The 19,705-nt window shown below is 52.1% G+C and carries 16 protein-coding genes; 3 read left to right on the top strand and 13 right to left on the bottom strand.

Annotation, left to right across the window (positions count from 1 at the left end; all coding sequences use genetic code 11):
• Positions 1–710: 710 nt before the first annotated feature.
• The 4 genes from Enr13x_RS14735 to Enr13x_RS14720 form a co-directional block, all read right to left on the bottom strand.
• Positions 711–1,826 (bottom strand): acyltransferase family protein, encoded by a 1,116-nt coding sequence (locus Enr13x_RS14735; protein ID WP_145387209.1) that lies wholly within the window; start codon positions 1,824–1,826, stop codon positions 711–713.
• Positions 1,827–2,514: 688 nt separating this feature from the next.
• The gene (locus tag Enr13x_RS14730; protein WP_145387207.1) at positions 2,515–3,111 is read right to left on the bottom strand and encodes a DDE-type integrase/transposase/recombinase; all 597 of its coding nucleotides are present in this window, start codon (positions 3,109–3,111) and stop codon (positions 2,515–2,517) included.
• Positions 3,112–3,214: 103 nt separating this feature from the next.
• Positions 3,215–3,571: a transposase gene (locus Enr13x_RS14725; protein ID WP_145387204.1), complete on the bottom strand. Its 357-nt coding sequence runs from the start codon at positions 3,569–3,571 to the stop codon at positions 3,215–3,217.
• 144 nt (positions 3,572–3,715) lie between these two features.
• Complete coding sequence (locus Enr13x_RS14720; protein WP_145387202.1) at positions 3,716–4,543, bottom strand: FkbM family methyltransferase; 828 nt, start codon at positions 4,541–4,543, stop codon at positions 3,716–3,718.
• A 568-nt stretch (positions 4,544–5,111) separates the two neighbouring features.
• Here Enr13x_RS14720 and Enr13x_RS14715 point away from each other — a divergent pair.
• The 3 genes from Enr13x_RS14715 to Enr13x_RS14705 all read left to right on the top strand — a co-directional run bounded on the left by Enr13x_RS14715 (position 5,112) and on the right by Enr13x_RS14705 (position 8,363).
• Positions 5,112–6,137, top strand: a complete 1,026-nt coding sequence (locus Enr13x_RS14715) for an IS630 family transposase (RefSeq protein ID WP_145387199.1) — start codon at positions 5,112–5,114, stop codon at positions 6,135–6,137.
• A 491-nt stretch (positions 6,138–6,628) separates the two neighbouring features.
• Positions 6,629–7,252: a sulfotransferase family 2 domain-containing protein gene (locus tag Enr13x_RS39775; RefSeq protein WP_145387196.1), complete on the top strand. Its 624-nt coding sequence runs from the start codon at positions 6,629–6,631 to the stop codon at positions 7,250–7,252.
• Between the two features lie 376 nt (positions 7,253–7,628).
• On the top strand, positions 7,629–8,363 hold the full coding sequence (locus Enr13x_RS14705) for a hypothetical protein (protein ID WP_145387193.1): 735 nt from the start codon (positions 7,629–7,631) through the stop codon (positions 8,361–8,363).
• A gap of 991 nt (positions 8,364–9,354) precedes the next feature.
• Here Enr13x_RS14705 and Enr13x_RS14700 read toward each other — a convergent pair.
• The 9 genes from Enr13x_RS14700 to Enr13x_RS14655 form a co-directional block, all read right to left on the bottom strand.
• Entirely contained in the window at positions 9,355–10,074 is a 720-nt protein-coding gene (locus tag Enr13x_RS14700; RefSeq protein ID WP_197456037.1) for a putative capsular polysaccharide synthesis family protein, read from the bottom strand.
• 245 nt (positions 10,075–10,319) lie between these two features.
• Positions 10,320–11,240, bottom strand: a complete 921-nt coding sequence (locus Enr13x_RS14695; protein WP_231743739.1) for an ISAzo13 family transposase — start codon at positions 11,238–11,240, stop codon at positions 10,320–10,322.
• 821 nt (positions 11,241–12,061) lie between these two features.
• A complete protein-coding gene (locus Enr13x_RS14685; protein ID WP_145387187.1) occupies positions 12,062–13,339 on the bottom strand; it encodes an O-antigen ligase family protein in 1,278 nt (425 codons plus the stop codon).
• A gap of 133 nt (positions 13,340–13,472) precedes the next feature.
• Complete coding sequence (locus tag Enr13x_RS14680) at positions 13,473–14,432, bottom strand: sulfotransferase family protein (RefSeq protein WP_145387185.1); 960 nt, start codon at positions 14,430–14,432, stop codon at positions 13,473–13,475.
• Positions 14,425–15,672, bottom strand: a complete 1,248-nt coding sequence (locus Enr13x_RS14675; protein ID WP_197456035.1) for a glycosyltransferase family 4 protein — start codon at positions 15,670–15,672, stop codon at positions 14,425–14,427. Before Enr13x_RS14675 ends, Enr13x_RS14680 begins: the two co-directional genes overlap by 8 nt.
• Positions 15,673–15,706: 34 nt before the next feature.
• Positions 15,707–16,669: a sulfotransferase gene (locus Enr13x_RS14670; RefSeq protein ID WP_145387179.1), complete on the bottom strand. Its 963-nt coding sequence runs from the start codon at positions 16,667–16,669 to the stop codon at positions 15,707–15,709.
• A gap of 267 nt (positions 16,670–16,936) precedes the next feature.
• The gene (locus Enr13x_RS14665; RefSeq protein ID WP_145387176.1) at positions 16,937–17,809 is read right to left on the bottom strand and encodes a glycosyltransferase family protein; all 873 of its coding nucleotides are present in this window, start codon (positions 17,807–17,809) and stop codon (positions 16,937–16,939) included.
• A gap of 42 nt (positions 17,810–17,851) precedes the next feature.
• Complete coding sequence (locus Enr13x_RS14660) at positions 17,852–18,610, bottom strand: hypothetical protein (RefSeq protein WP_145387174.1); 759 nt, start codon at positions 18,608–18,610, stop codon at positions 17,852–17,854.
• A gap of 62 nt (positions 18,611–18,672) precedes the next feature.
• Positions 18,673–19,593, bottom strand: coding sequence for an ISAzo13 family transposase (locus tag Enr13x_RS14655; protein ID WP_231743739.1), 921 nt, complete (start codon positions 19,591–19,593; stop codon positions 18,673–18,675).
• Between the last annotated feature and the right edge of the window lie 112 nt (positions 19,594–19,705).

The raw sequence follows: 19,705 nt of genomic DNA, 5'->3' as shown, positions 1-19,705 counted from the left end.
CACCAAGGGATCCTCGTGATTTCATCCGGTTCCAAGGAGGCGGGAAATTCCATCACATCCGACGTCAAAACGCATGTCGAGCCGCAGATCTCCGAGAGATTGGAATTTGGAATGGCGCGGCGGTTGTTGGCATCAATCTGGTAGCCGCCGTCAACGATACATCCGGGGGATTCGATCTTGAGGACGGTTTCCACGAACGCCGAATCCAGGACGTCGTCTGCGTCCAGATAGAACCAATGACTTGGCGTTTTCGACGAAAGTAATTGTACCCCGCGGGCGATCTTCCGATTTTTATCCAGAATACGGTCGAAATCATTCCTGCGACCATAGTCCCCGCCGGCAGCAAGCTCTGGAATCGAAATCTCGAGCGAATGAAATCTCCAAAATCGTCTCTCGGGAAGTTCGGGAGGTTCGTGTCCGACGACGATCGCGGAGAAACGGTCGATGGACTGATTGGAGAGTGACCCAATAGTCCTGCGCAGCGCCTGGCAAGTCACATCCCAGTTTCGCGCCACCCTCTTGGATTTCAGCGGGATTACGATCGCAAGTTGTGGATGCGCGAACTTCGATGGTGATGTAGATTGAAGCAACATTGTTAGCCGACAGCGAGCTGATGATTCTAATGCACACGACGTGCAAGGACGGCAACACGGTGGGAACCCTCACTACTCTGGGGGCGCCGCGTCGCCCTACAGTTTCCCTAGTTCGCCTTAACGGCTACGGGTTGTCTCAATTAAATTCGCTGAAACGTTTCCGTGACTTTCGTGCTCGATTGGCTGCTTTGGCACTGGGGCATGCTCCGAGCGGAGCGTAGACATCTTGCCGCGCAGTTCCATTCCTGGCCGCTCAATCAATCGATATAGCAATTCTGCACATAGGAGCGAAAAAAACCAGATTACGGCACACCTAGCAAGGGCGTTTTCGATATGAATCTTGTCTACAAGAGAAATCGCCTCAATATGAACCAAATACAAAGAATACGAACGAGTCGCGAGATACAAGATCAGTGGATGGTGCGCTCTGGATTGCCACCACCTACCGTATTCAGAAAAGAGAACAAGAACCATACTAATAAACGTGAAATATGCCAAACGTTCCGGCATCGAGATGACGCCAACACGGTTAAGAACGAGACCTGTCGCGAGGGCCAATGCGATCAATGCGAGAACTGGCAGAGATTGCTTTAGCCGTCCCCACGCAACGGGATAAAAGACAAAAAAGTACGCGAGAGCTACTCCTGATGCGCATTGATCGAGGCGGACGTGCGTCTGATTCCGGTGTTCGTAGAGACCATAAACACGTAACAGCACAGGAATTCCAAGCATTAGAAAAAAAAACGCAAGCCCTAAATGCCTACGCTTACCAATAACTAGAATTAACGGCGCAATGATTAAATAAAAGTGCTCTTCCACACACAAGGACCAACTGACACCAAAAAATGGCTGCGACTCGAAAATATATGTCTGAAAAAACACAAAGAACGACATTTGCCGCCATTCGAATCGGCCCTGCCATATCGCCTGGGCAAGTGTGAGGACTAACACAGTGTAATAGGCTGGAAGCGTGCGAAGCCAGCGACGCCCCCAAAAACGCGTGAGCTGCACTCTTCCCGTACGTTTTAGTTCCCTGAAGAGCAAATTACCAAGTAGCCAGCCGCTTAACACAAAAAAAAGGTCAACCCCGTGCCCACCGATTCCCCAAACCCTGGTCCATGTCGTCGGGCCAAACTGGTGCGCGTGTGTGCTTGCGGTGTGGCAGTTAATCACCAACACGATCGCCATTGCCCGTAGCACATCTAGCCATGCATTTCGAGATGAGGGGTTCATAGATGGTAACTCAAGACGATCGCGCCAGAACTAAGCTGCATCCAAGATGCTGGTCGAGAAATTGAGCATCTCTTCCCGAGAGCTTTTGTTGCCGGTTGACGCTCTTCTCCCCCGTTCCTGCTTAAGGATTTCCTAACAAAGGGACGCTAGATGTTTCCAATGCTCGGCGCCAAATTTTGCGATTAAAGCCGCCTGCCTCCCGAACGAAACGCTGTAGCCATGCAATGGTCCAACGTAAACTACATTCGCCGTGATTCTTGCTGTTCCAAAAAGCGGAATAAACGCTGGCTGACAGTGCGTCTGAGAAAGCACCTGAAAGTGCCATCCTGGACAGCGCCTCCACGAATGTGGTGTGGAGGGTTTTTCGTTTATTAGAAACAACGAAGGAAGAGGGCAGTATCCAGCGACACTGCCAGCCTTCGACGCTTCACTTGGCGCGGCTCTCGAACTACTCCTTACCAGCGCTCTATTCTCCGTCCAAGAAACTGCATGCTATCGAGTTGTTGCTTAGATCGCAATCAAGCTGTCTGTTGATGGCGACGCAAGCGACGCCTCTCGCGTGCAGCTTCGAGCTCTTTATCGCCTGAGGTGAACACTTCACTTTCCGCACCAGCCAAGTTGGTTTGTGGCTTCACATAGCTAATGGCGCTGTGATGCCTGACTTCATTGCCGTGCTTGACGCAGTCGCTCACAACGCGACGCGCATCCTCGACAGATCCGATCTGCTTTGCCCGGATGGAGTCGCATTTGATCGTACGGTGATAAGTTCGACCTTCCGTTGCTTTGCAGATAGGTGGGGTGATGTTTTGACACTTGTCATCCCTGCGATCCGAATAAATTCCTTGAAGTCACACGAGAAAAATTGTGGGCCGTTGTCGGTATTCATTCGAGGCTTTGCATCGGGGCACTTTTCCCGTACTCGCTGAAGGACCACTTCAACATTCGTCCCTTCCATTTTCTCACGCATCTCCCAGTGGACAATGCTACGCGAGCAACCGCCGAGTACGCTGCACATTAAGTACAGCGTGCGGTAGACTTTCAAGTAACTGACATCCACGCGCCAATGATCGTGACCTGCCGAAGGCTGGCCGAAGCCCGCACGCTTCTTTGACTTCTTGCTATTCAAACGCCCCATCTCGCCAACTTCCCGCAGCACGCAGTAGACACTCGACAGGCTCAGCGCAAAGAAATTCCCATCGAGCATCATGAACGTCTGGCGGCGGTAACCCTCCAGCGGATTGGCCTGATGAAAGTCCAGAATCGCTTGCTTCCCCCAATCTTTCATCCAGAAACCTTGTGGACGACTTCCGTTGCGCTCGCTGATTTTTCCATAGCATTTTTTCCAATCGTAGAGTTTGCTTTAAACCAGATCGATAGAACGATCTGCTTCACAGGAGCCTCGGCGCGTCCAGTCCAACCGTAGGCATAGCGAACGACGGGGTGTCGCTGAAGCCCATGCTCCTGTTAAGGCTCCCCAAGCCCTTTTTTAGCTGAACGTGCTCCCAAAGAAGTTCGCCGACGACTTCAATATTGAGCTGAATCTTGGAATCCAGGGCTTTGATTCTTATTTCGTTTGCGTCATCACGCCTGGCCTTCCGCCCGGGCTTGGCAAAAGCGCACACGCCATTTCCGTAGAGCATTTCCTTCCACTGGTAAATCTGAGTCGGCTGCCCCCCCCCAAGTCCGCCACAAAGGCCGGAAACCGGCATCCTGCCGACCAAATGGCGACGGACTGCGGTGAGCATTTCTTGAGTAGTGAAACTTCGTCGAGATCGTGTGGCCTTGAGCCCCTCCTCCAGAAAACAAAATAAGAACAACCGACGATCGACTCCAAATCCATCTGAAGCAAGACACCATAAAACCGAGCTACATTAACATGCAATCGCCGATCAAGGCCGTTCAATCAAAAACTGCAACTCTTTCCTAATCCACTCCTTGACAAATGGCCAACCCTTTAACTCCGCCGGGCGACTCCAGCCAACAGAATCTACGTGGCCGAGCTTGACCAACTCACCTAGCTCATCCTCCATCCTGGCAAGACGACATTTCACCCAAGTATTGGCAACTAATGCAACATCCTCGGGGTCTCGCACATAAAAATTATTGACATACATCCTCCTTGCTTTCGTGTACCCATGGCGTGAAACAGCATACTCATCAAGCATCTGGTCCTCTTCTTTGCTATTCGCTTCCAGCACCATCAGGCGAGGGCGGTATCGACCAATATCGAACCCTTTCAACACCTCCAATTCCGCACCTTCTACGTCAACTGACAAGAAATCAACCTCTACCCTGCCCGGGAAGGCTTGCTCCAGAATTTTGTCCAAGGTCGTAGCCGGTACCGTAATTGAGCTAATCCGAGGGGAAGGCTCCCCTCTTGCCCGAAACGCTGCTTCTGCCGACTCTCTTGTGCTTGCTGAATCGGTTCCTGAGTAGAATCCCGATGGGTCAGTATACAGTTCAATAGAATTCCTGTTTGCTGACCCCATGCACGCAGCGTTTACACAAGTCGCATTTGGCCTAGCTTTTCGGCAGAGTTCGAAGATTGCGGGATTCGCTTCGACGCAAAGCCCCGACCATCCAAGATTCTCGAAAAGATAGGTGTTGCTCAAATTGATCCCATCGTGAGCTCCGACATCTATATAAAACCCTTTTGACTTTTCCTTAAAAACCCGCCTGAGCAGATAGTCTTCCCCAAATTGGCTGTAATACTTCATAAAATCTTAAGCACCTTCTTCTGTAGGATAACGTTAGGTTTCAAATCGATCAATCAGGAGCGAATTGCAATGAAACAACGCTGATTCGAAAGACAATTCTACCTTTGATCACTGGCTGCAATGGCATCTCGGCCAGACGCCTGAACTCTCGGTGCATAGCCAATAATCCGCTCGATCGACTAGCGACCCGCCACCAATACGTTTACGCCAGAGACTCACCTTGCCGTGCAGTTAAGACAACATTCACGGACGCCATTGACTTTGACACCCTCTTCGCAATTGCAGCATGCGAGAGCACTCACGACGGCACCCTCGACAAAACAGCCCGGCAGACACGCGATACATACAGTTGGCACGGCGTAACCGCCCTTTGCTTTTCCGGCTCAATGCGGATCCAAAACCACCAAACAACCGCTTAAGCACGTGAGCATGTGTAGTTCATGGAAATTGGCAAGGCTTTTGCAGGTTTGTCACGATGGGCGCGGTTCGTTCTTTTGCTAGCTAATTGTCCGGTCGTCGGACGGGCCTGGCAAGGTCGGTGCCTCCCGACAATCACGGGAGACTTACCATGGCAAGACCTGCAACCGTTTTCGCGAAAATCACGAACCAGCAGCAACGTGACCGTCTGATTGAGCTTTGGAAACAGCATCCAAACCATTACACACGAATACGGGCACACGCGATTCTTCTGAGCGATGCTCAATACGAAATTGAGCAGATCGTCGATATTCTTAGTGTCAGTAGAGACAGCGTGCGAGCTTGGATCAAACACTTTGAACAAGACGGACCAGACGCCCTGCTGGACGAAAAGCGACCAGGCGGACCGAAGAAGCTCAATGAACAGGAAGAGCAAATCCTCAAAGATTTGTTGCGGCAATTTCCCTCCCGGCCTGCCACAGTCCTGTCGCGTTTGCGAACACGGACCGGCAAATCGATCAGCCGACATTCGCTGCGTCGTTACGCCCGACGATTCAATTTGAGCTGGAAGCGGTTTCGGCGCAGCCTGCGGAAAAAACGAGACGAAAAGGCTTTCCGGTTGGCTCAAGAGGAACTCGCCGAGTTGCTCAATGAACCTGAACTGGATGTCGTATACTTTGACGAAGCGGGATTTTCGCTTAAGGGCGTGGTGCCATACGGATGGCTTCCCATCGGCGAACGGACCGATGTGCCAGTCACCGGCGCCCATGGGGCGACGGTTCAGGCACTTGGCTTTGAGCATCAAGATGGAACCACCCATACCTATCTTCACAAAGGGTACGTCAACACGCAAACGGTCATTGAAATCATGGATGATTTTTGTGAGACGATTGACCAAACAACGGTGGTCATCCTCGACAATGCATCTTGCCACACCAGCGGAGCTTTTGAAGCATCGATCGAACGCTGGGCAGAGCGTGGGCTGCTGGTTTATCATCTTCCGCCGTATAGTCCCGAACTGAATTCGATCGAGCGACTATGGAGGCAACTAAAGTATCAACAAATGCCCGCCACGGCCTGGGAACGATTCAAAACCTTGTTACAAACGCTGACGACGAAGCTATGCGAAATCGGTGAGGTAACCTACATGCCATCACTTGAAAGTTATGCCGAATAACTCGTGCTGACGTGCTTAGGCGCCGGCAAACGCAGCAAATATTGATTTTCTGCGTCGCTTTGCGGCCTGCTCAGCTTTCGTCAGCGGTTAGCCAAATGCGAACATGGATGCCGCTAAGCGAAATCCCCACTTACCGCTTGGTGCCTTCACCTGCCCCAGCTTAGCGTGCCCCTTTCAAAAGAAAGGGTGGGGGGGGAGGCAAGGAACCGCCATTCGGCGGGACGGACTCCAACGGAACAGAGAGACCAATCGCACGCGGATGCTCGAAGAGACTTTCGCAAAACCGCCGCCGAACTTGGCCCTGCACTCCAACGAAGCCTCCCATCCCTCCGATCCTTGACCTGCTGCAAAAGCCCCCCCTTCCGCCTGACAAGCGCAAGCCGCTGGCAGAGCGTTCGAGTTCAGTCTAGTATTGACACATTTGCGCAGCAAAGTGTACGCCTGCAGCTTGAAATCGGACATCTCCATGACAGTCTGGGCCAACAGCAAAGATGATTTCTCACAAGTACCAATGTATTTTTATCCACATCCCCCGAGTCGCCGGAACTTCAATCGAAAAATGGCTTTGCGGATCGGATTGGTGGGAGATTGACCCCGCAACCAAGCATCTCTTGGCGTCGCAAGCAAGACAGCTTTATAGTGATTTCTGGGAATCGTACTTCAAGTTCACGTTCGTACGAAATCCATGGGACCGAATGGTGTCTGCCTTAAAGTTTCCAGATTATTTCGGTGTTCGCTATGATCGAGGGCGTATTCCACCGTTCGGCCGAAGCCTAGACTTCGGCGGATACAAAACACGATTCGGCCCGGACCCCGTCGTGGAGTTTGACCACAGATTCTATGAACGGTCGTCAATCGTCTCCCCAAGGCATGCAGCTAAACAAGTTTATGGAAACATAATTGACGAACCAATCGACTTTATCGGGCGTTTCGAAACGCTGGTGAAGGACTGCAGTCAACTTAGGGACATCCTCGGAGTCGATGAGATCATGACGATTCACTCCGAGAAGAGCACGCGAAAAGCCAGGTACCGGCACTACTACAATACTTCAACAGCCCAAGAAGTCGCTGATATGTATGCGAATGACAACGAACGATTTGGGTTCGCGTTCTGAATGGGATGAAACCCAAGGTCCAGAATAACGACACGAAGTTTTCGCGACGTAACTGCGGTAACACGCGCGGCGTGCCTAAAGACTGCAACTGAAAGCCGTGGGCAACATGCGACCGGCGAACCGGACGCCCAACCGAGGCCGCTCGTGCCCCAAATTGCAAACCAGCCCCTGTCCCGCCCCAGGCAATATTGAGCCACAACACCCTTCACTAATTACCATGATAACTTTCATAACTTCCTTACGTCATCCGCTAACAACATCAGACTACCAGTCTACCCTGACGATGCTCAGGCTTACTGCCCTTTCTGTCCTCTCGTGCAAACTGGACGGGCTGAGGCTAGTTGTGGTTTGCAACGAAGTTCCGCACCTAGGAATCGTGGATAACCGACTGAAGTTCCTTCCTGTGCCCTGGCCTCCGCCAAAGCCAAGCGAAGGGCAGCAAAAAGCCTACAGCCACAAGAGCATTGACAAAGGCCTGAAGCTGTCACATGCCATCAGGGCATGCCGCGAAATTGATCCGGAATTTGTATACGTTGTCGATGCGGACGATTGGGTAAGTGGCCGGGTTACAGAATTTGTCGCAGAGAACAGGAACTGCGACGGCTTCTATGTCGACCAAGGCCACTTTGTCAACTGGCAACGAAAGACGTACAAACAAAGGCGTGGACTGCTTGATTATTGTGGATCCACATACTGCGCTCCATACTACAGTTTCTGCGACCTAATGCCAGGGATTTCTGAGTGCAGCGAACGGCCAGGAATCGAGGAGTTGCGTGCAGCGATTCCCGAGCAATTCCTTGAACGAGGATTTGGCGATCACACGATTCCGCGTTTACTTAGGCAGCATGGTCGGCGACTACAACCGTTCCCATTTTTTGCTGCTGCGTGGGTGATGAATCATGGTGAAAACATTTATGGGTTAGCTGACAGTGACCGTGGCCGCCCTTTCTCGCCCACCTTTTTGCAGCGATACGGGCTTGAAAATGAGCTCAGCTGTACGATTGCCGCAAAGAGTGGCTCGATTAAAACACTCGCAATTGACCAAGCTCTCTACTACAAGTCCTCGCTCGACTTTGCGCTCAGGCGGTGGAGGCGTCAGTCTCGTGTTTAGTATTAGCCTAACTCCAGCGAGTTGGTTCATCAAGAATATCTCCGAGCGGCTAGCATGCGAACGACGCGGGCGATGATGAAGCGAATTGTGAACACCGCGGAATGAAAATTGCATGTTAATGACCGCAAGAGGTCGCTTGCCGGACTGCGGGGGTGAAGAAACTCAATAGCCTCCCCCTCCTCGCTAATTGTGAGATACGGTGACGGAACGTGGTTTGCTCGCTCTGGCCCCCTGTGCTGACTCTCGTGGTAGTGGATGGTCACAGTGGACCTGCCATCGTTGCGAACGTGATACCCTGACATCCTGGCAAGCCAAGCTAGGCGATTGTCGCAGCCAATCCTGCCCATGAAAAACGTAGCTCCCTTTACCCGGCAAGGGGTCTGAAAGAGCCACGCATCCTGGGAGTCGGCGCATGCATCAGGGCTCCACGTTATTTCAGATCCAATCAACTCGTGCCGGCTAAACACTGCGAAGGTCCCAGTGTCAACGTCCAGGGCACCTGAGTTCCTGAACGAAATATCGTTGTTTGCAACGACGACCTGCGTCTCCCGCAATTGCCGGTTGGCATATGCGAAAATCTCTTGGAAACTCGGCCGCGTTTCAGAGTTGATGATCACTAGCTTCGGATTACGTTTTGCCTCATCAGGAATTCCGTCACGTGTCTCAGCAAATAGAATTACTTTCGCAAAACTGCAGCACGATAGGTTCTCCAGCAGTGCCCGCTGGAGTTCGATCCTACGCGTATCATTTGCTGGACAATACCACTCCGTGACCAGAACAGTTTCTTTGGCCGACTCTTTCATCAGTGATTATTTGCCTCAGGGTGCCAGGAAAACGAAGTTGACAAAACCGGGGAATCTCCGTTACCCAGAGTGCGCAGCCGCACCTCCGTTGCGATCACCCGGCATCGAACCGAGACAAGCCATGGAGGCCTCTGCAACATACGAGTAATGACGGGTGAATTCTCCAATAACTCGATGAGCAATGGCGGCTACGCACCGTACCTTTTTTTCATTGCATCGATCTCGGTATCGCTCCAAAACGTCCTGCAAAATGCTGATCCGCAAACAATTGAGGTGTAGACTCTCGGGAGCTTCACCGACGCCACGAATTTCTTGTATATATCGCCATAGTCCTTGCCTGCGGAAATGTTGTTGTAATTCCATTTGCGGATGTCTTTTTTAGTAAACTGAGAAACAATCTCAAGTTGCTTGGCGTGCCCTAAGTCAGATCGGTACACAAGTAAATCAACTGCACCTTGCCGATAGACACCCCATTTCTCCTGGATAGGAAACGGAACTGACAAGACATCAACGCCGAAGGTTGTCCTCAGGTGTCTGTCAAACCAATCAAGGCAATCTGCATGATTGTAGAACCGAAGGAATAGCTCAAGCAGTTCTTGGTTCGACCAATTTCGTTCGCCGAAGTCTACACCAGTGTCTCGTTTGAAATTCTGAAAGAAGGACGAGATGTTCCTGCTCAATGGGTCCCGCACAGGGCAAATAACCTTTACTGGGAGCTTGAGACGCATCCGCCAACGAAGCAGCCATTTTTGTTTCTTTGTGAGCATTGCGTACTTGTGCGCGTGCACAACAAGACCACGATGGTTGGCGGCCAGTGTTGACCGCAGCGAAGATGAGCCTACCTTCCCCATCTGGAAGATAAATATGGGTTCCCGCAAATACTCTTCGATGTGCGATTGCTTCACCATTTGCTTGCTATTGCGATAATTTACTGACGAAAGAGGAGAGCCACACAACAAACCAATCCCGCGACGACTATGCTTCATACGTCTGCGTGGACAATGCGGCTACTGGGGTGGGATATAGATGAACGTGTCGCGAGGTTTCCGAACGGAGATTGGCCGAACACCCAATGATCGGCATATATACAACTAACGAGAACGCTTTAGGCAGGGGACACCACCAAGCCCGAAACTTAGGACCGCCGGAACAATTAGTGTCGGTTAATTGGCGAGAATCGATAGTTCCATCTCGGTATTTGTTCGTCAAAAACTGTACGCAGAGCTGCTTTCATTGTTGCGGTCGCGTTCTCACCCGTCTCGTACAACCCTCGCAAGACGTTGACCGTAGTGCGAAGGCCGGTCCGAGTCGATGTGTTCCGCATCAACTTGACAACTGTTTCCAACTTATCGAAAAGCATCCCGGAGCAAGCACGTCCAAGATGCGGAAAAAAACGGCGTTCAATCGGATTGTATTTTGAACAGTAGCTTGGATAGTGGGCTACCCGAATTTCGATGCCGATCGTGTCGACCAACTTTTGAAGGTAGTGCTTGAAGATGTATTTTGAAGCTGAGTTGCTACCGCCGCAATCGCACAATAGCAAAATGGAATTGGTATCCGGATAACAACGTTTCCCTATCCGGTTCCAGTACCATTTGAGGCTATCGGTCGCGAAGCGACTCGTCTCGTGAGAGAGTCCAATGTTGACGTGCCCAGCATTTCGTCCGATGTCGTAGATTCCGTGAGGAATCACAACGCCATCAGCCCAACTCGGAAAGTCGTGGTCGAACGCTTCAATGGGCTCTGTGGTGCGAATGCGACCGGCCCGGTAAAGACGGCCCAGGAATTCTTTGCTTTTTGTGTCGATCGAAAAGACCGGATTGCCGGCAGCCTGATAGCTCTCCACATGTCCTGCGATGAGATCAAACTGCTGCTCGCGATCCGCTGACAAGCCACCGGAAATAGTTTTGATCATTTTTCGAAAACCGATCTTCAAGCTATTCAGCCAAGCGGAGACCGTCTTGTCGCTCACAGGGGTGCCGGCCTCGGCCGCCTTCTCAGCCATTTCAGTGGAGGCCAGGTTTGTGTAAACCACGTCGGGCTCATCAGGATCGCCTCCAACACGAACGCTCAATAGTTCGTTCAGATTGTCTTCGAGGTCGGGATCGGTTTCGATCTTTTTTTTCGTCCAGCACCTGGCCGCCGTATCCTACCTTTCGCCGGATCATTGGAGAGTTGATCGAGCTCAGCGATACCTCGTTCGATGGTGCGAGTCGAGCAGCCCAGTAATTGACTGATGTACGGTACACCTCCTCGCCCGAGACGCTGTGCCTCGACAGCCGCGAACCGACGGCGATCCTTTTCGGACAAGGTTGAATAAAAATCGACTGCTCGCTTGGCAGCCAGATCGTCAAGCTGATTTTCGAATACAAACGCCATCCTTGGCACCCTCGCTGGTGGATTGAGACGCGGAAAGTCTACCCCATCCAGCGAAAACCCGCGACACTAATTGTTCCGGCGGTCCTTAGTGACAATGATTGCTGCTGGAAGCACTGCGGACGGATTTGTTGCTAAGGCATATTACAAAGTTGAAGCTTGGAGTCCGGGCGGGCGCATTATCGGAGTGACCGCCCCTGGGATAATCAATTGAGCTGCCCTACTTCTGCAGCCTGCTACTGTGGAATCGGCTGCAAAATGCTGCGGCTTGGGCGTCTTGACAGCCTTTATGCAAACCGAGCAAGGAGGAGTTTGGTCACTGGTTTTCATGCTTGGTCGCGTGGGCGATTCGATGCTTAATGACGGTATCGCCAACTAACGAATGCCCCCAAATACAGCGTTTGACCAGAATACCTGCTTTCTCAAAATGCGAAGACGTGTTGAACTGAAGTCCGGATGTGCTGCTAGCGGGCATGTTGATACACTGGCGGTTTACAGCTCACGATGGCCTAAACTATGCTACAGTGGATTTCCATGAGATTTTGCAGACGTTAAATCAATGTTGGTCACGCAATACCCCGATGCGATCAGGATATAGCACGATTCAAATAATATCCCGCTCGAAAACATACTGGCGACCAAGTAGGCGATGATGCCGGTGAAGGTTGCGAGCCGGACGGGGCCAAGGTCGTCTTCCGCGTTTCGTTTTTCGTACGTTTTATAGCTGTACCACAGAGGTCCGCAGAACAGAAAGAAATAGCAGAAAAACCCGGGGAGCCCGACCCCCGTTGAGACGTCAAAGAATAGATTGTGAAGTGCTTTGCTGGGCTGGTTTAATCCACCCTCATAGTACTGCGGCAGCGGGACGAGGACTCGCGCCGCATTGGGGCCAACGCCAGAAACTGGATGGTCCATCGTTATCTTCCAACCTGCCCTCCACAGGTGCAGGCGAGAGTCTGCCGAGCTATCCCTTTGGTCTCCTTCCGCGAAGGATGAGGAAAACTCCTCGACAACCGACGGCCCGGCAAGCATCGCCCCCAAAAACACTGCGACGGCAGCCCACTTCACGTTACCATTCCTTCGAGGCATATAGAAGATGCAAATCGCGATGGCAAGCACCGAGGCCAGCATACACCCTCGTGATTGCATCAGCATGATCTGGTGAGCCTGTAGCAACCCAATGCCCAAGAACAGGCACCGCGTCCATATTCGCCTTTCAAACAATCCCAACGAAATTGATATTAGCAACACTGGGGTTGTGATAATTGAGTAGCCATTGTTGTCCGCTCCCGAAGAACCCCAAGGCCGGTAGGCGTAGCGAGAGAAGGCTGTTTGAAAGTACTCCAAATTGATCTGGAGTGCGTTATACCCTTGGGCGAGTACCACAACGACCAGCAACGCCTTAAGCTTCCCCGGAGAATCGAGCACTAATATGGCCAGCAGCAGCACTAGCAACTCTTTCCAGATTACCCCCATAAAGAACTCCGTTGCTTCGGGGGCGATGCTCGATGCTGCCGATAGCCGACACGCCAAATAAAACAGCGTTCCAGCAAGAATTCCGTGCTTAGAGAGGTTGCTCAGCTGCTGGGTTCGGAATCCGCTCAGGAAAAATCCGATAATGATTGAAGCGAAGATGAACTTCTGGTACTGAAAGCCTTCGGGGAGCGCCCAGCGCCAATTCCAAGTCGGATCCAGTAAGACAAACCCATAGAAACCAATGATTCCCACATGTGGTTTTGTGATTGAAACGGCGCATACCGCGGCCAACAAACTGAATACGAAAATGAGTGCGATCACTGCAACTTTCTACCGACGGCCCGCGAATTCATCGACACGTTCACTTTACAAGATCTCGCTGTGGCCTTGAGGTTGCGCCCCGGCGTTCCACTGCTGCCGGAGAAGCCACCCGTCCCGTAACGCACAGTACGCATCATGCAACGCCTTTTTCTTTGCGGGGCTGTTGCAATTTGTGACGCTGCCACCGCAGTTCACGCATCACTCGGTCGTGGATTCGGGAGAGCCACTTCTGGGCTTGGTGAAGCTCACGCCACTCAAACAATCTTTCGAATCCCAAAGTTTCCATCGTCCTGGCGGTAACCGACTCCACTGTGCGAATCTGCTTCTCCGACAGTTCCGAACGCCATTTGTTGGCCAGTTCGAGATCTGGGGGCTTGAAGATATTTTTGTTTCCTTCGTGGATATTGATCTCCGTGTCACGCTGAAAATAGTTCAGCATCTGCGGCTCCAGCTGAATCCCAATTGCATCGCAAACACGACGCAATTGCGACTCGAAGTCCTGCAGCAGTTCCTCGTAGATTACGAGTGTAGCACGCCCCTGGTTTCGGTATAAAAACTGCAATTGCATTCGCACCTCTCCTTCCCATCGTTCCGCAGCGGCAATCCAGTTGGCTGGACGCCCCACTGTGAATCCCTTCTTGCTGAGGTAGCTGCGGCACACCGCCCTGGGGTCTCGGATAATTATTATGAAATGAGCGTCTGGAAATGCAGTGGAACAGGCATCCAGGAAATGCGAGAGACGAGGATCTTTTATGCACCATCGCTTTTTCCCGCGGCGACGGGTCCCACGACACATTGCCTCCTCCAGGATCCTAGCACCCTCAGTACCACAGTTGTCGCTGCCTATGTCTGACAGATCAAGCCGCAAGAACTTTTCAAGTTGGGAAACCAGCGTTCGGTTTTGCTCTCCTTGGTGCGTGTTCTTACCAAATACCAGCGGATGCACCTCGTACATCTCGTTTCGGCTCCACAATACACTGGATGAGTCCAGTACATGGTGCAGAAGCGTCGTGCCCGAACGCTGTGTCCCGGTGACGAAAACCGGGGCGGGGCAGGCTCCAATGTCTCGCATCGTCATAGTGTTTTCAGCCACGAGAGGACGTTGCCTTTGCGGTCAGATCGCGAAAGCACTGCTCCGCTTGGCACGATAAGGTTGTGAAGTCAAACCTCGATCGCACATGCGAACGCGCCCGTTCGCCAATCCGCCTACGATCGTCGGCGGTGCAAAGTTGGTCGGTCAACACGCCGATCAAGGCGTCGGGTGTTTCGCACGGCACACAGAAGCCCGTTTCACCGGGAAGCATCGTCTCTCGCGTTCCACCACTGGCACCAGCGACGACCGGTTTTCCGGCAGCTTGGGCTTCCAGCAACACGATGCCAAACCCTTCGACATCCTTGCCGATTGTTCGGTTGGCGAGCACGAAAACATCGCATTCGCGGTAAAGGTCCAGCAATTCATCGTCGGTGGTTTCGCCGACAAATCGAACAAACTTGCTGACCCCCAAGCCATGAGCAAGTCGTTCCAGTGGCGACCGCTCGTCTCCGCCGCCGACGATCGTGTAGGAAAGACTGGGAAATGTCTTCAGCAATTTTGGGATTGCCCTGATCACGGTGTCCTGTCCTTTGCGCTTTTGCAATCGTCCGACCGTCAACAGCCTCAGCGTACCGTCGCGAGGAGCGGGCGGCGTTCCGCTGATCGCCGCGTCACTGAACCGCGACGTATCGACACCGGGATGTATCAGGGCGATTCGGTCGAACGAGATGCCCCAATCGTCTATCAGAAGCTGTCGGGTGAAGGAAGAATTTGCGACTAAGCGGGCGGCGCGTCCAAGTACCTGGGAGGTCACCGCACGCAATTCTCGGCTCGATGTCGCGACGTTGACGTCTTCACCGTGGACATAGCAAAGGTAAGGGATTCGCCGGAGTCGACTAACAGCCATCGCCACCAAGCCTTCCGAAAGGGGGCGTGCTGCATGGATCGCGTCGATCCCGTGTCTTTTGACGAGTCGACCGACAGCACGAATTTGCCGGGCGTACGCTTTCAGGCTGGAGATATTTGCGACACCTCGGTAGCCCATCTGCAAGTCCATTCGCTCGATGCCTTGCGGATACTCACTGTCCCGCTGGTCGGCACCGTGCGAGTTACCAACGGCCATCACGCAGCGGTTTTCGGGCAGCCGGGAGTAGATTTCCCAAAACCACTTCCCACTGCCACCGTGCTGTGGCGGAAACACTTCACTCAACAGCAGGGTCCGCGGAAATGACATGTCGTGTTGCGCTGAAAGCACGTCGCGTCCGTCGGTGGAAAAACTGGATGCAAGCTCGGTGTTCATCAAAATTAAAATTGAGCTTCGCCAGCAAAACGCTTCATTGCGTGGAGCGCTCGGCGGCGATCGGTGCGCGAGTGTCGGTTGCGGCGTAACCTGCAGTGACTTCCCTGGCGAAATCGGAGACAAGCGGGGGGAGTTCCATGCAGTTTTCCAGCAATTTGTCCACAAACGCCTCGCGTTCGCGGAACCAAACGCCGTCATCGTAGCTGCGCCAACGATTGACGCTTCGTGCGTCGATCGAAGCGATTGACTCGGCTGAGTCCAAGTCATTAACACCCAACTTCCTCCCGAGGTCGCCCAACGATTGCTTTGGGTGATTCACGAAATGCTCGTAGGAAATGTGGTGATCGCAGAATGCCTGAGCGTATGCCCCTGACAGCCGCCAGAGCAAGTACGATGCTTCGTAGGGGTGCATCTGGTCAACTTCCTCGAGCACATCAAAATATCGTCGCAAATCCCTCAGCCAAGGTAATAGGTAGAACTCGTCATGCTCCTGGAAATCCGCAACGCGAGCCTGCTTGCCAACTGGCGAGCCCTTTAGGAATGTCGAAATCCATTGATCTCGCGGGTTCCGAAACAGATGCACAAGGAACGCATCAGGAAATCTTCGGCGAAGCCAGTGCAGCCTAAAGTCAATCCGATTGAACTGCAGAATCGGCCTCTTTGGTGACGTTGAGATCAGTAAATTGACATAGTCTAGAAGTGACAACGCTGGGATACCTGGTGGCAAATATAAGTCACTGGAGCACCATCGATCTTGCCAGGGCACAGCCGTCTCTTCTAAATGGCAATATTCACACCAATACTCTGCCACCTGACGATGAGTCGCGTCCACGCGACTACCTCGGTGGCTCCGATCAAACCAGCGTCTCGGATTCAGCGGTTCGTAGTACGCTGTAAAGTTTGCATTCTCACGAAAGCACCGCCAGAGCAATGTTGACCCGGACCTGTATCTTGACGAAACGAAAACTGGCGATTCACCGCTACCATCGGATGCCATCGCAGTTCTTACGAACGACGGTGAGAATTCGGGAGGGGGCGATGCAGTTCGCGTGCAGACGGCCTCAACGCGCTCTCGCAGTAGATCTTCTACAACGCTTCGCGAGGCGAACCATTTGAGAGTGCTTCGAAAGTAGCTCCTCAGCCTATGATGCACGATCTCACCGCAAGTGTTGCCGGACTGTATCTTGTTCGAGCCGACGCAATTCGTTTCAAAGCAAATCTCTAGAAAGGAAGAATGATTCGCGACGGTTCGCTCGAGCCATCGTTAGCACTGAACACTCTCGCACTTTGCCACCTCGGCAAACACATCTTTGAGTTGACTGATGCGACTGTCGATCACGCCATCGCGAGCTTGGGACGGCTCCCGCTTTGACGCGTGTTGAAGCTGCCGCTTGGCCAACGGTAGCGAAACACTCAATTTCAGCTTCTGTCGAAACGTCGGTGACACCGGCTGCGTAATGGATGACACGAAAGCGGGTTGATATTCGACATCCACAGACTCGCACCAGTCGTGCCATTTGAAGGCAAGTATCTCTCGTCTTGTAACGATGGGAACCCAAGGAACACCAAGTGCTTCGGCAACAATGGCGCCATGCATTGACTCTGTAAGCAGCGTTCCTGTTTCCGCAATTGCCTTCGCGGATTTCTCAACCGGGTCGCGCGGATCGATATACCCAAAGCCAAGATCCTCGCAAATTCGTCTCCAGCAACCCTGTTCTTTGGCAACACTTGAAATCTGAGGCATGAAGCTAAACTCGTGCGACCTTGAGTCAGCTTTCGAGTAGTATTCACGGAGTAGAATTCCTGGATCAATGATCCCCATCGACGCTGGAAGCGACAACGCTTCAGCTGACTTCGGTCCACGAACACAGTAGATTCTACTCGGCTCACTTATCTTGGGTGCGGATCCATACCCCACTCCGGATCCAATCACGATAGACCGCCCGGACTTCGGGAACCGGTCGTTGAGAAGCGTCCCAATACCGACTAACAATGTGGCGGCGTCTCCCGCATCCACAACGCCCTTCTTTGTCTTCGGTAGTGTTTCAAAACGAAAATCCGGGAAAACCTTTGGCCAAAGCCAAGGGTTGATCAGATCACCAAAATTAGGACGAATGTTCCAGTAATAAATCTTCATTTGTCGAGCGCTGATGTTTTCGTGATCGGGATTGGGCAAGTGTCAAGGCTGCGCAAACAATGAATTTTTGATTGGATCGAGAAGGCGACGTAAAAACGGTTTTCCGGGACGGCCATTCGATGCGATGTATTGCTGAAGAGCGTACCGATTTTGGAGAATCACGGTATCCTCACGGAACGCATGTCCGCGATAATTATATTCAGCGGGAAGAACACAGAGCCGCAGATTTGAAAGATATAACAAATAGCGAAATGTCCCTTGATCGTGCGGGTGAGAAAACATGTCTTCAAAATAAGCAGACTTCCATTTCTCAATAAACGACCTCACATCCGGACTGTTTCTGTAGAGAATTAAGTCGCAGTTCAGTTCAGGAAAGGCTTTGGGAACTTCGGGAATTGAGCTGTTGCCGATTTCCGTATTGATTCTTACCGGAGCGTGCGCGGCTGCGATATCAAATCGCTCAAGAACCCGTTCAAGTTCAGCAACATCATCTTTCAAGGCATATGTGTCGGCACCGAGGTAGAGCACATTGTCCTCCTCCAGGTCGAGCATCGCTGCATGCTTGACAAACATTTGCCCGTTCAGATGCACACGGTTTTTAAATTGATCTGGAACAATGAAATCTCGTTGAACAACCTCATCAAAAACGGCTAGACCTGGTTCATCCCCTTCGAAATTTGTGTAGAGGTAGTACCTCGCATCTGGCAGATGTTCTCTAAAGCTGACTGCCGACTTCACTGCCTCTTTCACGTACTTGGCGTCGCTGTCTTTCGAATTTACGTAAAGTATTGCTAATGACATTTTCAGGATATTCTTATCGAGGCAAAACGCATGCAGCAGACCGTTTAGGACCGCCGGAACAATTAGTGTCGGTTAATTGGCGAGAATCGATAGTTCCATCTCGGTATTTGTTCGTCAAAAACTGTACGCAGAGCTGCTTTCATTGTTGCGGTCGCGTTCTCACCCGTCTCGTACAACCCTCGCAAGACGTTGACCGTAGTGCGAAGGCCGGTCCGAGTCGATGTGTTCCGCATCAACTTGACAACTGTTTCCAACTTATCGAAAAGCATCCCGGAGCAAGCACGTCCAAGATGCGGAAAAAAACGGCGTTCAATCGGATTGTATTTTGAACAGTAGCTTGGATAGTGGGCTACCCGAATTTCGATGCCGATCGTGTCGACCAACTTTTGAAGGTAGTGCTTGAAGATGTATTTTGAAGCTGAGTTGCTACCGCCGCAATCGCACAATAGCAAAATGGAATTGGTATCCGGATAACAACGTTTCCCTATCCGGTTCCAGTACCATTTGAGGCTATCGGTCGCGAAGCGACTCGTCTCGTGAGAGAGTCCAATGTTGACGTGCCCAGCATTTCGTCCGATGTCGTAGATTCCGTGAGGAATCACAACGCCATCAGCCCAACTCGGAAAGTCGTGGTCGAACGCTTCAATGGGCTCTGTGGTGCGAATGCGACCGGCCCGGTAAAGACGGCCCAGGAATTCTTTGCTTTTTGTGTCGATCGAAAAGACCGGATTGCCGGCAGCCTGATAGCTCTCCACATGTCCTGCGATGAGATCAAACTGCTGCTCGCGATCCGCTGACAAGCCACCGGAAATAGTTTTGATCATTTTTCGAAAACCGATCTTCAAGCTATTCAGCCAAGCGGAGACCGTCTTGTCGCTCACAGGGGTGCCGGCCTCGGCCGCCTTCTCAGCCATTTCAGTGGAGGCCAGGTTTGTGTAAACCACGTCGGGCTCATCAGGATCGCCTCCAACACGAACGCTCAATAGTTCGTTCAGATTGTCTTCGAGGTCGGGATCGGTTTCGATCTTTTTTTTCGTCCAGCACCTGGCCGCCGTATCCTACCTTTCGCCGGATCATTGGAGAGTTGATCGAGCT

The organism is Stieleria neptunia (assembly GCF_007754155.1).
Lineage (GTDB): Bacteria > Planctomycetota > Planctomycetia > Pirellulales > Pirellulaceae > Stieleria > Stieleria neptunia.
This window is presented reverse-complemented; position numbering and strand designations above follow the sequence as displayed.